We start from the raw sequence: 14761 nt of genomic DNA on the forward strand, positions 1-14761 counted from the left end.
GATGCTACTGGTAATAAGTTTATTGGAAAATATGATATTAATTTAGCTTAAATATTAGGGGTGAAGCAGAGATGCTGAACCTTATACTATATAAAAATCAAGCTCTCTGAGTTTTCGAGAGCGTACTTAGGATATAGAGGGGGATAACAGTATGGATGAAATATTAAAAGTTGAAAGCTTATCAAAGACTTATGGCAAGGGAGAAAATAAAGTTGAAGCTCTAAAGAATGTATCATTTACTATTAATAGAGGTGAATTTGTAGCAATAATAGGGGCATCTGGTTCTGGAAAAAGTACACTTCTACATATGCTGGGAGGACTTGATAGGCCAACATCAGGAAAAGTGTATATAGAAAATGAAGATATATATAAGTTAAATGAAGAAAAATTAGCTATATTCAGGAGAAGAAATATTGGGTTTGTATTTCAATTTTTTAATCTCATACCAGTTTTAAATGTAGAAGAAAATATATCTCTTCCATCACTTTTGGATAGGGAGAAAGCAGATAAAGGTTACTTAGATGAAGTAATAAGTATGCTTGGATTAAAAGAAAGGATAACTCACCTTCCATCCGAGTTATCAGGAGGCCAGCAGCAGAGGGTATCTATTGGAAGGGCTCTTATAAATAAACCAGCTCTTATACTTGCAGATGAACCAACGGGAAATTTAGACAGCAAAAATAGTAAAGAAGTAATAGAACTTTTAAAGTTATCATCAAAAAAATATAATCAAACTTTAATTATCATAACCCATGATATAAATGTAGCAGAGCAAGCAGATAGGGTTATTACTATATTTGATGGGGAAATAAAAGCGGATAAATCAATCTAAAGTAGGGAGGTGATATAAGATGAATAGTTATAAGGAAATAACAAATAAATATTTAAAACACAATAAAAAGAGGACAATGCTCACTATTTTAGGAGTAATACTTTCTGTGGCATTGATTACGGCAGTGGGATTATTTATTAAAAGTCTGCAAAATTCTTTTGTTGAAAGTGCTATAAATCAAAATGGAAGTTATCATGTTAAGATTCAAAAAATGACTGCAGATGATTACAGCCAGTTAAAAGTTAATCCTAAAATTGAAAAAGTAGGTATTCAAGAAAAGTGGTTTGAAAGTAATTTAAAAGATGGAAAAAAGATTGAAATTAATAAATACAATAAATCTGCTTTAGAATTTTTACCTAAAAGCTATAATGCAGTAAAGGGAAGACTTCCTGAAAAAGAAGGAGAAATAGCAATTGAAAACTGGGCATTTAGTTATATGAAGGGTGATCTTAAAATAGGAGATACTATAAAATTTGAGGCAGATCAAGGAGAAGAAAAAAAATTTAAAATTACAGGAATTATTCAAAATCAGGCTGAAACTCAATACAATGGTACAGCTTTAGGCATGACTTATTCTACTATATTTAATATAGAAAAATCTGCAGTATATGTGAGCATATACAAAAAGGCAGGAATATCAAATACCGTATCAGAATTAAGTAATAAATTTAAAGACAACTGTATTTTAAATAAAGATTTATTGGACTATTCAGGTGAAGGCAGTAATAATTTAAATAAACAATTGTATGGTATAGCAGGTGTAATAATAGGTATAATTGTAATAGCAACTATAGCTGTAATATATAATTCTTTTCAGATAAGTGTAATTGAGAGAATGAAGCAATTTGGACTTTTGAGAGCTGTTGGAGCGACACCAGCACAGATTAGAAAAATAGTTTTGAGAGAAGCATCAATAATAAGTGCAATAGGCATTCCACTTGGGCTTTTGTCTGGAATATTTGCAATGTTTGTAGTGAGCAAGATATTTAGTATAATGTCAGATACAGCGTTTAACAATTTAAAAATAGTAATTCCCTACTATGTGCTTGTTATAAGTGCATTAGTTGGAGTGATTTCAATATATTTATCTGCATTTATTCCAGCAAGAGCTGCATCAAAGGTATCACCTTTAGTTGCTATAAGCAGCAGGACATCTATATCAAAGGAAAAGATAAGCAAAAAGAGGGGAAATATTTTAAAAAGATTTTTGAACATTGAAAGTTTAATGGCATTTAAAAATATAAAGAGAAATAAGAAAAAATTCCGAGTTACTGTTTTTTCAATGGTAATAAGTATAACACTTTTTATATTCTTTTCATCTTTTATAAATATGATGACAATTTTTACAGGTTCACAGTCTGAAGATGTAAAAATGAATTTTGAATTAATTGGTGTAGTTGATAAAAATGGAGCAAGCTCCCTTAAAGAAAATATTATAAACAAAGTAAAGCAAAGTAAACTTGTAGATAAACAATATGTATCCTATGGAACTTATTCTTCTAGTATGTTGATTCCAAATGAAAAGAGAAATGACTACTTAGTCAAAAATGCACCTAAGACTTATAGTGATGTAACATTTGAAAATAAAAAGATGAGTTCTATAACAACATTGTTTGATATTTATGATGAGGACAAGATTAGAAGCATTAAAAGCTATATTAAATCTGGTAAGGTAGATACTTCAAATATGGCTGAGGAAAATGGTGTTGTCATAGTAAAGAATAGTATGTTAACTGTAAATAAAAAATACTATAATGGTTCAATTACTAATTTAAAAGTTGGAGATACTATTTATATTGATAAAAATATGATGTATAGACCAGTACAGGGAGAAGATTATATTGATAAGAACAAAAAGGAAAATGAAGAGTTTAATAAAGACAATATGATAAAGGTAAAAGTAGCAGCAGTAGTAGATGATGCACCATATCAATTTTATTCAGATAATCTCAAACTTTTTCATATTATAATGACAAAAGATGTGATGAAGAATATTACTGGCAGAGATTTAAATAAGATGCCTGTTAAAATATCTGAAATACGTTTAAAGGATAAAAAAGATGAGGATAAGTTTAATAGTTTTATTGAACCAATATGTGATAAAGAAGGAGTAAAGGCTGTTGATATATCCAAACAAGCTGAAGCTGCTAGGGGGAATACACTGCAGCTTATGGTACTTATGTATGGATTTATAGCTGTAATTTCCCTAATAGGTGCAGTTAATATAATAAATACTATAACTACAAACCTGATTTTAAGAAAAAAAGAAATAGCATCTTTAAGTGCTATTGGCATGACTTATAAAAATATAAGACAGATGATATTAAAAGAAGGAGTTTTATATGGATTATATGGTGCATTTTATGGCGGTATTGTAGGCAGTCTGTTATCTTATGCAGTATCATCACCTATGAGAAAAATTATTGATTTTAAGTGGAATATTCCATGGAATTTGATACTTGTGAGCGGATTAGCTGCAATATTTATAGGGTTAATATCTGTAATAAAACCTTTAGCTAGAATTAAAAGAGAAAATATAATAGATGTCATAAGACAAGAAGATTAAGTGTAATATATTATATAGGGTTTCTAGATTAAAAATTGGTTTGATATAGGCCATATGCTGCTAAATTTCACTGAGAATCCCATAAATTAATCTTGTAGAAGGTGGTTATATGAGGTTTGGTTTTATGTTTGTTGCTGGACTTATTTGCGCTGCTATAATTATTATGGTTGTAAAAGATAGAAAGTCAAATAAAAAGTAAAGAAAACAAATTGTTTCTCTAATTAAATATACAGTGCCATTGGCTGCGAATTTACACGGATAACTATTGATAAGCACCAGATAAAAAAATATTTCATCTGGTGCTTATCAATTTGTGTATATAACTAGACAAAAACCTTATTTAGTGTATAGAATATATTTTAAAGATATATTGTGGAGGTGCTAAGTTGAATAAAATATTACTTCTAGAAGATGATGAGGCACTGGCACTTGGAATTGATTTTACTCTTCAAGATGAGGGATATGAAGTGAAAAGGTGTTCCTGTGTTAGTGAAGCTAAAAAAATTTTTGACAGTGAAACTTTTGATATTATTATACTGGATGTAATGTTACCAGATGGAAGTGGATATGATGTATGTAAATATATACGTAAAAAAAGTCAGATTCCAGTAATATTTCTAACTGCTTGTGACGAAGAAGTAAACGTTGTTTTAGGACTTGATATAGGTGCGGACGATTATATATCAAAACCATTTAGAGTAAAAGAATTCATTTCTAGAATTAAGGCAATTTTGAGAAGAACGGAAAAAAACAATTCGGATAAGAGTGATATATTAAAATCTGGAAAAATTGTTTTAAATACAACCAAATTAGAAGCCTATAGAAATGGATGTGATATGTCCCTTTCTATGCAAGAGTATAAATTGTTATTGCTTTTTATGACTAATCCAAAAAGGGCTATGAATAGAGAAGAAATACTAGACAAGCTTAGTGATGGAAGTGGAGATTACTTCGATACAAATACGCTTTCCGTGTATATAAAGAGGATAAGAGAAAAAATAGAGGAGGACTCTTCAAATCCTAAGTATATAAAAACAAAAAGAGGATTTGGATATGAGTGGGATTTGGAAGTTGAAAAGGAGTAAAATATGAAGGAGTATTATGAAAATCCGGAAATTAGGAAAAGTTCCTGTATTATATTGATTTTAGCTTTATTGTCAATACTTATAAGTTCTTATACTATTGATAAGAGTTATGAAAGAATAAAGGATAGTTATGTAGATAATAATGCAGCTGTTGTTGGTAAAATAGTAAAGACTCATCCTGAATTGAAAAATGAAGTGGTAGCTATTATAACGAAAAATAGCAGTGGGGAAGATATAAAAAGTGGAAGAGAAATACTAAAATATTATGGATATAGCACAGAATTGAATATAGGCTTGATGCCTCAATTGGAAAATAACTATAGAAATTTAATTAAATTTTTACTTACTTCTATGGTTTGTTTTTTTGCAATAGTGTTTTTAACAAATGCTATTTTATATATAAGAATATATAAAAAACTTGAAAAACTTATACTAGCAGCAAAAAATATGTTAGATTATAATTTTGACATAAGAATTTATGAAAATGCAGAAGGTACTTTTGCAAAGTTCGCCTATGCTTTTGATAACATGAGGGTGATTTTAAAAAATAATTTTTCACAAATACAGCATGAAAAAGATTTTTTAGTTAACACTCTGTCGGATATATCACATCAAATAAAAACTCCAATTTCGTCCCTTATAATATATAACGATATACTTTTGAATAGAAAGATAGATGATAATAAGAAAATTGAATTTTTAGAAAATAGTAAAAACCAATTAAATAGAATTGAATGGCTTGTGAAAAGCTTACTCCAACTTGCAAAATTAGATGCAGGTGCAATAAAGTTTAAAATGATAAGTTTAGATATAAATAAAACTGTAATGGAATCTTTAAAATTCTTAGATATAAAAGCAGAAAGTAAGAATGTTAAACTCAAATTTTATCCTGGCAGAGATAAAATTATGTTAAAGCATGATCATAATTGGATAAGTGAAGCAATTGTAAATGTAATTAAGAATGCAATTGAACACACGAAGTCTGGTGGGGAAGTTAATGTGTTTACTGAAGTAAGTCAGGTTTGTACCAGGATCATAGTTAAAGACAATGGAGAAGGAATACCGAAAGAAGAACTTAAACATGTTTTTGAAAGATTTTATAAGGGAAAGACGAATAAAAGTACTGAATCTATTGGAATTGGTCTTGCCCTTTCAAAATCCATAATCGATGGAAACGGTGGTATGATTGATGTAAAAAGTAAGATAGGTAAGGGAACTGTTTTCACTATTACTTTTTTAAATACAAATTAAATAGAGATTTTTTACTTATAGATTTTATGTTTACTCTGACATATTTTTCAATCCTTCAATATCCTTAATATGAAAAGATGATCTGTTAAAATCAATAAGTCCCTCATCTCTCATATTACACATTTCCCGTGAAAGGGAAGGCCTTGAAACATTTAAAAATTCGGCTAATTCATTTCGTTTTAAGGGAAGTTTGAAAGTACTTTTTCCTGATTTTTTATATTGTTCTATTAAAAAGGTACTTATTTTACCTCTCAAGTTTTTGATATTTAAATACTCTACATGTTTGTTTAGTACTAGTGCCCTATTGGATATAATTTTAAACATATTACGGATAAGTGTACGATGCCATGAGCACATGTTTTTACATTCACCTATAATTTTTTCACCAGGTAAAAATAAAACTGTACACTTATCTTGGGCTTCAACGGTAGCAGGAAGTACAGATTTTCCTGAAAAAACAGCCATTTCACCAAACATGTCTCCTGGATTCAAATTTGTCATAAACATTCTGTTTCCTGCAGCATTTTCCTTTACTACAACAGCTTTCCCAGCTATTACAATTCCAACGCTTTTAAATTCATCTCCACTTATAGCAATCAAATCATTTTTCTTGAATTGACTGATTTTAGGTTTAATGTAATTTAGCATGACAGTAATATCTTCTTTAGTAATATCTTGAAATAAGCTAATTTTTGATAATATATCTACATATTTTTCAAACATTTAATCACCTTTAATTTGGTAACAGAGGATACCGATTTATTACCATTATTATATTATACTCATCTCATAAAAGCAATTAAAAAATAATAAGGTTATGGGGTGTAAATATGGATAATATGTTTTGTTTTCAATGCGAGCAAACTGCTTGTGGAAGTGGGTGTACAAAAGTAGGGGCATGTGGAAAGCAGCCTGATGTTGCAAATAAACAGGATAAGCTTACATGTAAACTCATAGAACTTGCCTATGCTGCTGAAGGAAAAAATAGAGATAAAGCTGCAGATGAAGTTATGATGGAAGGTTTGTTTTCAACTGTTACTAATGTAAATTTTGATGTATCAAGGATTGATGAAATTATAAATGCCGTAGAAGTACAAAGTGAAAAATTTCAAGCTGACAGCAAATTTAATTTTAATGGACTTTGGGATGGAGATACTGATATTGTATCCCTTCGCTCTACACTTCTTTTTGGAATTCGTGGTATGGCAGCATATGCATATCATGCCTATAAGCTTGGTAAAAAAGACGAAGAAGTTATGGATTGGTTCTATAAAGGTATGAGAGCAGTTGGGGGAACGCATTCAGTAGAAGAGTGGCTAAACATTTTAATGGAATTTGGCGGTGTCAACTTAAAGTGTATGGCATTATTAGATGAAGCTAATACATCTGCTTATGGACAACCAGCTCCTGTAAAAGTAACTACAAATGTTGAAAAAGGACCATTTATAGTTATTACAGGCCATGATTTATATGATTTAAAGATGCTCCTTGAACAGACAGAGGGAAAAGGAATAAATATATACACTCATGGAGAAATGCTTCCTGCACATGGATATCCTGAACTTAAAAAATATAAACATTTAAAGGGAAACTTTGGTACTGCATGGCAGAATCAAAAAAAGGAATTTGACAATATTCCTGCGCCTATATTATTTACAACTAATTGTCTTGTACCTCCAAATGAAAATTATTCAGATAGGATATTTACTACAGATGTTGTAGGATTCCCTGGACTTAAACATATTACGGCAGATGAAAATGGAAGAAAAGATTTTAGTGAAATTATAAATAAAGCACTTGAACTTGGTGGATATACTGAAGATAAAAATTTTACAGGTATAAATGGTGGAAGTGTTCTCACAACTGGATTTGCCCATGATGCAGTGCTTGGTGTAGCAGATAAAATAGTAGAAACAATTAAAAATGGAGGAATTAAGCACATATTCCTGGTAGGAGGCTGTGACGGAGCAAAACCTGGAAGAAACTATTATACTGAATTTGTGAAAAAAGCACCAAAGGACAGTCTTATATTAACTCTTGCCTGTGGCAAATATCGTTTTAATGATTTAGATTTAGGAGATATTCAAGGTATTCCACGTATTATTGATGTTGGTCAGTGTAATGATGCTTATTCTGCTATACAGATTGCTTTAGCACTTGCAAATGTATTTAAATGTGGAGTAAATGATTTACCTCTTACACTAGTACTGTCATGGTATGAACAAAAAGCTGTATGTATACTGCTTACTTTACTATCCCTTGGAATCAAAAACATTTATGTAGGACCTTCTATTCCAGCATTTTTCTCATCAAATGTGTTGAATGTTTTAGTTGATAAATTTAGCATAAAGCCTACTACAACAGTAGATGATGATTTAAAAGCTATATTGAAATAAGATAGAATATATATAGAGAGTTTCTAAGTAGAAAGTTTACTTATACAAGCCATATACTAATAAAATGCATCACACTAAAAACTTTTTGTAAGTCTAAAGCTCGGTATTTTCAAAATCTAAAGAAGCTTATATAAACTCGTACCTCAGACAAATATAAGCTTCTAAGATTTTCTAAAATACCTCGCTAAGACTTATAAAAAAAGTTTTTAAGTGTGATTTTAATTTTATTAGTATTATTTTATGTATAATTTAAAATTTCAACTAGAATCGCTATATATAGATTTTTAAGTTAGAAAACTTACATATATAGGGCTTTCAATGTAAAAGCTAACTTATACTAGGAAATTCCTAGCATAAACTAACGAATTAAGTTTATCCTTTCATTACCTTTTCAAACCTAAAAAAGTTTTCTCCTCCTGGTGAACTCTCATCCTCTTTTGTATGTGTTTCAGGATGGTTTTTATTTAAATATTCTAAAATTTTAAATCCACATTTATTCACATAGAAATGAATATTATGGATTAAATTTACCGTAAATTATATCTATGTCTTTAAATAAATTTTAAATATATTTTCATAAAAAGTAAAAGGACGCAGTCCATATACATTATCCTTTTTATATTCCCAAAATAATTTTATACACATAACTTAATTAAACAAGTTTAAGAAATATATCTAATAAATTGAAAGTTATGTTATTGGGTTTAAAAATTCTTTGATATAATATTATGTAGGTTATTTACATTAATATAAAATAGATTAAAAAGTATAATCGATTGAGATTATTTATAGAAGGGTAGAGAAGGATGAATAAAATATTAATTGTAGAGGATGATCCTAAAATCAATAAAATGGTACAAACTTTATTGAAAAAAAATGAATATGAAGTAGTAGCTGCGTTTTCTGGTACAGAGGCGCTTTTATTATTAGAAAAAGAGTCTTTTGATTTAATTTTATTGGACTTAATGCTGCCAGGATTAAGTGGGGAAGAAATTTTAGTGAAGATTAACGAACAGTTCCAAATTCCTATTATATGTGTATCGGCAAAAGATGATTTAAACACTAAACTTGAATTGATTCGAGATGGGGCAGATGATTATATAACAAAGCCGTTTAACAATGAAGAATTAATTGTACGGATAGGTGCAGTATTAAGAAGAATGAATAAGGGTATGACCATAGATAAAACCAACATATTCCGATTTAAAGATCTGATTTTAGATAGTGAAAATCATATTGTAACTATTAATGATGAGCCTATTGAACTTACTGCAAAAGAATATAGTATATTAGAATTATTAATTAGTAGCCCCAGGAAAGTATTTACCAAGCAGAATATATTTGAGAGTGTTTGGTCTGAAGAATATATTATGGATGAAAGAGTGGTAACAGTACATGTTAGTAATTTGCGTAATAAATTGAAACATGGAGAAGAATATATAAAAACAGTTTGGGGAATAGGATATAAAATGCAAGATAATTAATTGATAAAACTTGATACTTTCTTGATAAATTCTAAATTCTATTTTAATACCTTTTATTTATTATTTAAATATAGCATTAGATAATACTTTATTTTAGAAAGAAGGAGGTAAAAATATATGAGTTTAGTATTACAAACTAATGATTTAACTAAAAAATACGGAAAACAAATAGCTGTAAATAAGGTTAATCTTAATATTAAAAAGGGCGATATTTACGGTTTGATAGGGAAAAATGGTGCAGGCAAAACAACAATTATGAAAATTGCCTGTGGACTCATTTATCAAGAACAGGGGGATATTCAACTGTTTGAAAGTAGCAATTTAGAAAAGGCCAGAAAAAGAATGGGATGTGTTATTGAACAGCCAGCACTTTATCCTGACATGACAGCAAAGCAAAACTTGATTTATTATGATAAACTGCTTGGTATTACAGACTATAGTAATGTGGATGAGGTTCTAGGTTTGGTTGGTTTACAAAATACAGGTAAAAAGAAAACTAAAGCTTTTTCTCTTGGCATGAAACAGCGTTTATCCATTGCAATTTCCTTATTAGGTAATCCTGATTTTCTTATCCTAGATGAGCCTATTAATGGATTAGATCCCTCTGGTATCAAAGAAGTTAGAGAATTACTATTAAAACTAAATATAGAAAATGAAATTACTATTTTAATTTCCTCTCATATTTTAGGGGAGCTTGCTAAGCTTGCGACAAAATATGGAGTCATACATAAAGGAGTACTTATTGATGAATTTCAAGCAGTAGAATTGGAAGAACGCTGCAAAAAGTGTCTTACCATTGTAGTGAATAATTCTGAAAAAGCAGCTTACATTTTAAAAAATAACATCAACATCTCAAATTTTAAAGTATTTGATGAAGGAAAAATTTGCATTTATGATTGCTTGGATATACCAGAACAAATTAATAAAGAATTGGTTGAGAATGGTATTTTAGTATCAAGGATTTGCTTAGAAGGCAATGATATAGAAGGATATTTTGTAAAGTTGATGGAGGGCGATAAGTAATGATGAATGTAATTTTTAGTGAATTTTATAAAATATTTAGAAGCAGGATTTTTTATGCTGTTTCAATTATATTGTTAGGAATGAATGTTATTGCCTTTGTTTCAGTGTCTACTGCGACAAAATCCCAGATGTTAGGAACAGGAATTTCTAGTTATCAAGAATCTTATAGTGTAGATTTTATTTTCTATATCGTTCTCATATTTGTGGCTTGTATGATTACTGCTGAATATGCCAATGGCAATATACGACAAATGACTTGCCATGGAATAGCCAGATGGAAATTAGTTCTTGGACAGTATATAGCTATGTCTTCTGTTATTACAATAGTTTTATTAGGTTTTGGCATTTTAAATTTATTATCAACTATAATGCTATTTCAACTAGGACAAGTTGATGCGGCTGCATTTATTCGAATGAATATTGGAATGATTTGCATGTTTTGGGGTACATCAGGAATTGGTACTTTTTTGGCTTATTTATTAAAAAATGAAGGTGTTACAATTATAGTTTCTATTTTGCTAGTGGCAAGCAGCAGCTTCATAGTAAATCTGCTTACTTTGCTAACAAAGAACGATGTTTTTAAAAAATACTCTCTTACAAATATGCGTAATACCATAGTTAGTTTTAATTCAAAACCAGAGGATGTTGTGAATTATTCAATTGTATTTTTGTTAATTGGAATAATTACAGTTTTTGGATCTAGTTTATTATTCTCAAAGAGAGATGTAGATTGATTGACAAGAAGGAACAAAAATATGTTTAGATAAATCATAAATTCTTTGAAAATGTATGGTAAAGAAGAGAGGAGAGAATATTTTGGATATATTAAAAACAGAAAATCTTTCGAAAATTTATGGAAATGGTGATACAAAGGTTACTGCATTAGATAACTTGAATTTGAGAGTAGAAAAAGGCCAATTTGTTTCAATTATTGGACCAAGTGGATCGGGAAAATCTACACTTCTCCATATGCTAGGGTGTGTAGATCATCCTACAAAAGGGAAAATATATATAGATGAAACAGATATTTCGGCTATGAACGAAACAGAGTCTGCTTTATTTCGCCGACGAAAAATAGGATTAATATATCAATCTTATAATTTAATTCCTACTCTTACTGTGGAGAAAAATATGCTTTTACCTATGCTATTAGATAATGTGAAACCAAAGAAAGAAGAATTTAATAATATTGTGGAAATGCTTGGTTTGACGGAAAGACTTAATCATTTTCCAAATCAGCTTTCTGGTGGTCAGCAGCAAAGAGTTGCTATAGGACGAGCACTAATGTGTAAGCCGTCTATTATTTTGGCAGATGAGCCAACTGGTAATCTTGATAGAAAAAACACCAAAACAACTATTGATCTTTTAAAACGTTCAAACAAGGAGTACAAGCAGACAATTGTTATGATTACACATGACGAAGAAATTGCCACCTTAGCTGATAGAAGTATTAAAATTGTTGATGGAAAAATAGTTTCAGATGAGGTGATAGGGCAGTGAAAATAATGAATGAATACACCTATAACCAAATAAAAAAGAATAAGAGGCATACAATCTCTATATTAGTGGCTATAACAATTGCATCGGCTTTGCTATGTTCGCTTTGTATATTTATTTACTCTATGTGGGGAGCAAAGGTAACATCAACAATTAAAAATGGAGGTTATTGGCAAGGAGAATTAAGAGAGGATATATCTAGAGATAAACTTAAAAAAGTTCAAAAAGATCCAGCTGTTAAAACTACAATGGTTAAAGGAACTTGGGTTACTGCTAAGCTTTCTGATACAAAACTTCCATATTTTTTAATGAGAGATGCAGATGAAAATTTTTGGCACGATATGAATTTGAAAAATGAGCTTATACACGGCAGGCTTCCTAAAAAAAGTGGGGAAATAGTGGTATCAAAATTATTTTTTACAGATAATCCTGCATACAAAATTGGTGATAAGCTAACGCTTCCAATAGGAAATAGAATGTTAAACAATAAAGTACTTAAAACTCAAGCTTATAAAAGGTTAGGTGAAACATTTAAGGTAAATGGAGCTAAGACTTATACAATAGTTGGTGAATTAGACATTTCAGGAAGTTCAGCTTATCCAGGGTATATTGCAATGGGATATTTAAACATTTCAGATATCAAACAAAATGACAAACTAACTGTTTATATGCTCTTTAATAATCCGTATAAAATATATAAAACATTGCCACAAATCGCGCAATATTCTGGAGTAACTAAAGATAAATATGGAAAATATAATGTTATGTATAATAACCAATTGTTAAATTTATATGGAATTAGTAATAACAGTGACGCAAATACCCAATTTGTTCTAATTATGGCTATAGTAATAATTCTATTTTTACTAGTCATGGGCACGTTTATTCTTATTATTTATAATGCATTTTCACTATCTGCTGATAGCAGAATTAAGGAATTGAGTATTCTAAAAAGCTTAGGAGCAACTCCAAAACAAATTAAATATTCTGTTCTTTATGAAGGATTTTTGCTATGGCTTATTCAATTACCAATTGGTTTAATTGCAGGATATGTTTTTAGTTATGGTGTATTTTCTAAAGTCAATAGAATTCTTAGTGTTGAAAAAGATTATAGTAACATACATGTTTCTTTCTCATTCATAGTAATTGCTTTTTCAGTAATCATCTCATTAATTACTGTTTTAACCTCTGCATATATTCCAGCAAGAAAAGTGGCAAAAGTGTCAGCTGTTTCTGGAATACGTCAGAATATCAAAATGGCAAAAATAAAAAATCATTCAATGATTAAAAAAATATTTGGTATAGAAGGTGAGCTAGCAAGTTCTCAAGCTTCAGCCAATAAGAAGAGTTTACGTACAGCTACCTTATCTATTTCAATATGTTTTATTTTAATAGCATCCTATATTAATATTATTTCAATATATAAATTGGCGAATTCTAAGAACGAGAAAATAGTTAGCCATGACATTACCCTTAATTTAAATACTATTGATGAGCCAAATGAAAAAATGATTAATAAAATTATATCTCTACCTGAAGTTAAAGACAGTGTAATTAGAAGGCAAGTACGTACATCAACTTATTTAGCATCAAATCAGGAGTCAAAAATTTTTGCTAAAGCTGGTGGATTTGCTGGAGTTGACTACAAAAAGTACAACGTATTAAAACAAAATGGCAGATATAGAATTATAGTTAATTTAGTAGGATTGAATGATGAAGCCTTTAAGAAGTATTGTGGAAAAATTGGTACTAATTCGGGAAAATATTATAAAAAAGATATAGCAACAGGTATACTATTAAATAGCACACATTATAAACCAGATAATTCTAATGAGGTGAAACTATTACCTTTGTTAAATACAAAAGCTGGAAGTAAAATGCTTTTATATGAAAAAGTAGAAGATAACATGCAAACAAATAATAAATTCAAGATTAAAGTAGGTGATGTTACAGGAGTTTCTCCAAGTGACATAAAAACTAATAGATACAGTTTAGCTTTAATTATTCCTATGAAAAATTATAAACAGATAGTTGGTAATTTTTCATTAAGTCGTGAGCTTGAAGCTAATATAATGTCAATTGATTTATTAGTGGGAGATAAGGCAAGTCCAAATGTAAAGAAAAAGCTAACACAAATTTGTAATTCCTACTTAGGATCGCAGGATTTTACAATATGGAGCTTAGTAGACGAAAAGCATCATGGAGAGCTTGTTCAGAAAGTTATTTCAATTAGCGTTTTTGCTGTTGCTTTAATGATTGGAATAATTGGCATTTTCAATACATTTTCAACTGTTTCAAATAATATTAGACTGCATAAGAAAGAATTTTCTATGCTGCGATCAGTTGGAGTAACACCTAAAGGATTAAATAAAATGTTGACATTAGAAGGTCTATTTTTTGCATTGAAACCAATTATTATTGGCATTCCAGTTGTATTTATCATTTGTTTTTATATGTTGAGATTAACATCAATAACGTGGAATGAATTTATAGCTGTTTTTCCAGGTACGGCAATTTCGGTTTGTGTTATGATAATATTTATGTCTATATTTATGTCATATTGGATTTCTTCTAAATCAATTAAACAAAATAATATTATAGAGGCAATGAAAGATGAAGTAGTATAA

Annotated in this window: 11 protein-coding genes; 10 read left to right on the forward strand and 1 reads right to left on the reverse strand. The window is 29.4% G+C overall.

Going from position 1 to position 14761, the window contains the following annotated elements; translation table 11 throughout:
* Nucleotides 1-151 precede the first annotated feature (151 nt).
* From CLCOS_RS15115 to CLCOS_RS15130, 4 genes are all read left to right on the forward strand, one after another.
* Nucleotides 152-832: an ABC transporter ATP-binding protein gene (locus CLCOS_RS15115; protein ID WP_063601584.1), complete on the forward strand. Its 681-nt coding sequence runs from the start codon at nt 152-154 to the stop codon at nt 830-832.
* Between the two features lie 19 nt (nt 833-851).
* Nucleotides 852-3398, forward strand: a complete 2547-nt coding sequence (locus CLCOS_RS15120; protein ID WP_063601583.1) for an ABC transporter permease — start codon at nt 852-854, stop codon at nt 3396-3398.
* A gap of 386 nt (nt 3399-3784) precedes the next feature.
* Complete coding sequence (locus CLCOS_RS15125) at nt 3785-4483, forward strand: response regulator transcription factor (RefSeq protein ID WP_063601582.1); 699 nt, start codon at nt 3785-3787, stop codon at nt 4481-4483.
* A 3-nt stretch (nt 4484-4486) separates the two neighbouring features.
* Nucleotides 4487-5734, forward strand: coding sequence for a sensor histidine kinase (locus tag CLCOS_RS15130; RefSeq protein ID WP_063601581.1), 1248 nt, complete (start codon nt 4487-4489; stop codon nt 5732-5734).
* Nucleotides 5735-5764: 30 nt separating this feature from the next.
* Here CLCOS_RS15130 and CLCOS_RS15135 read toward each other — a convergent pair whose 3' ends face one another.
* Nucleotides 5765-6457, reverse strand: coding sequence for a Crp/Fnr family transcriptional regulator (locus CLCOS_RS15135; protein ID WP_063601580.1), 693 nt, complete (start codon nt 6455-6457; stop codon nt 5765-5767).
* A gap of 107 nt (nt 6458-6564) precedes the next feature.
* Between CLCOS_RS15135 and hcp the strand changes: the two genes are divergently transcribed.
* The 6 genes from hcp to CLCOS_RS15165 all read left to right on the forward strand — a co-directional run bounded on the left by hcp (nt 6565) and on the right by CLCOS_RS15165 (nt 14761).
* Nucleotides 6565-8130 carry a hydroxylamine reductase gene (gene hcp, locus CLCOS_RS15140; protein ID WP_063601579.1) on the forward strand — a complete coding sequence of 522 codons (1566 nt, stop codon included), beginning with the start codon at nt 6565-6567 and terminating at the stop codon, nt 8128-8130.
* A gap of 806 nt (nt 8131-8936) precedes the next feature.
* Nucleotides 8937-9614 carry a response regulator transcription factor gene (locus CLCOS_RS15145; RefSeq protein ID WP_013237441.1) on the forward strand — a complete coding sequence of 226 codons (678 nt, stop codon included), beginning with the start codon at nt 8937-8939 and terminating at the stop codon, nt 9612-9614.
* Between the two features lie 117 nt (nt 9615-9731).
* Complete coding sequence (locus CLCOS_RS15150; RefSeq protein ID WP_013237442.1) at nt 9732-10637, forward strand: ABC transporter ATP-binding protein; 906 nt, start codon at nt 9732-9734, stop codon at nt 10635-10637.
* On the forward strand, nt 10637-11371 hold the full coding sequence (locus tag CLCOS_RS15155; protein WP_013237443.1) for an ABC transporter permease: 735 nt from the start codon (nt 10637-10639) through the stop codon (nt 11369-11371). Before CLCOS_RS15150 ends, CLCOS_RS15155 begins: the two co-directional genes overlap by 1 nt.
* Nucleotides 11372-11453: 82 nt before the next feature.
* Complete coding sequence (locus CLCOS_RS15160) at nt 11454-12137, forward strand: ABC transporter ATP-binding protein (protein ID WP_013237444.1); 684 nt, start codon at nt 11454-11456, stop codon at nt 12135-12137.
* Nucleotides 12138-12142: 5 nt separating this feature from the next.
* A complete protein-coding gene (locus CLCOS_RS15165; protein WP_242866935.1) occupies nt 12143-14761 on the forward strand; it encodes an ABC transporter permease in 2619 nt (872 codons plus the stop codon).

This window comes from Clostridium coskatii, from assembly GCF_001675205.1.
Classification (GTDB): domain Bacteria; phylum Bacillota; class Clostridia; order Clostridiales; family Clostridiaceae; genus Clostridium_B; species Clostridium_B ljungdahlii.

What these genes read in the sequence shown, in the direction of transcription:
- CLCOS_RS15115 (WP_063601584.1), top strand. Translation starts at nt 152, where the DNA reads ATGGATGAAATATTAAAAGTTGAAAGCTTATCAAAGACTTATGGCAAG.
- CLCOS_RS15120 (WP_063601583.1), top strand. Translation starts at nt 852, where the DNA reads ATGAATAGTTATAAGGAAATAACAAATAAATATTTAAAACACAATAAA.
- CLCOS_RS15130 (WP_063601581.1), top strand. Translation starts at nt 4,487, where the DNA reads ATGAAGGAGTATTATGAAAATCCGGAAATTAGGAAAAGTTCCTGTATT.
- CLCOS_RS15135 (WP_063601580.1), bottom strand. Translation starts at nt 6,457, where the DNA reads ATGTTTGAAAAATATGTAGATATATTATCAAAAATTAGCTTATTTCAA.
- hcp (WP_063601579.1), top strand. Translation starts at nt 6,565, where the DNA reads ATGGATAATATGTTTTGTTTTCAATGCGAGCAAACTGCTTGTGGAAGT.
- CLCOS_RS15145 (WP_013237441.1), top strand. Translation starts at nt 8,937, where the DNA reads ATGAATAAAATATTAATTGTAGAGGATGATCCTAAAATCAATAAAATG.
- CLCOS_RS15150 (WP_013237442.1), top strand. Translation starts at nt 9,732, where the DNA reads ATGAGTTTAGTATTACAAACTAATGATTTAACTAAAAAATACGGAAAA.
- CLCOS_RS15155 (WP_013237443.1), top strand. Translation starts at nt 10,637, where the DNA reads ATGATGAATGTAATTTTTAGTGAATTTTATAAAATATTTAGAAGCAGG.
- CLCOS_RS15165 (WP_242866935.1), top strand. Translation starts at nt 12,143, where the DNA reads ATGAATGAATACACCTATAACCAAATAAAAAAGAATAAGAGGCATACA.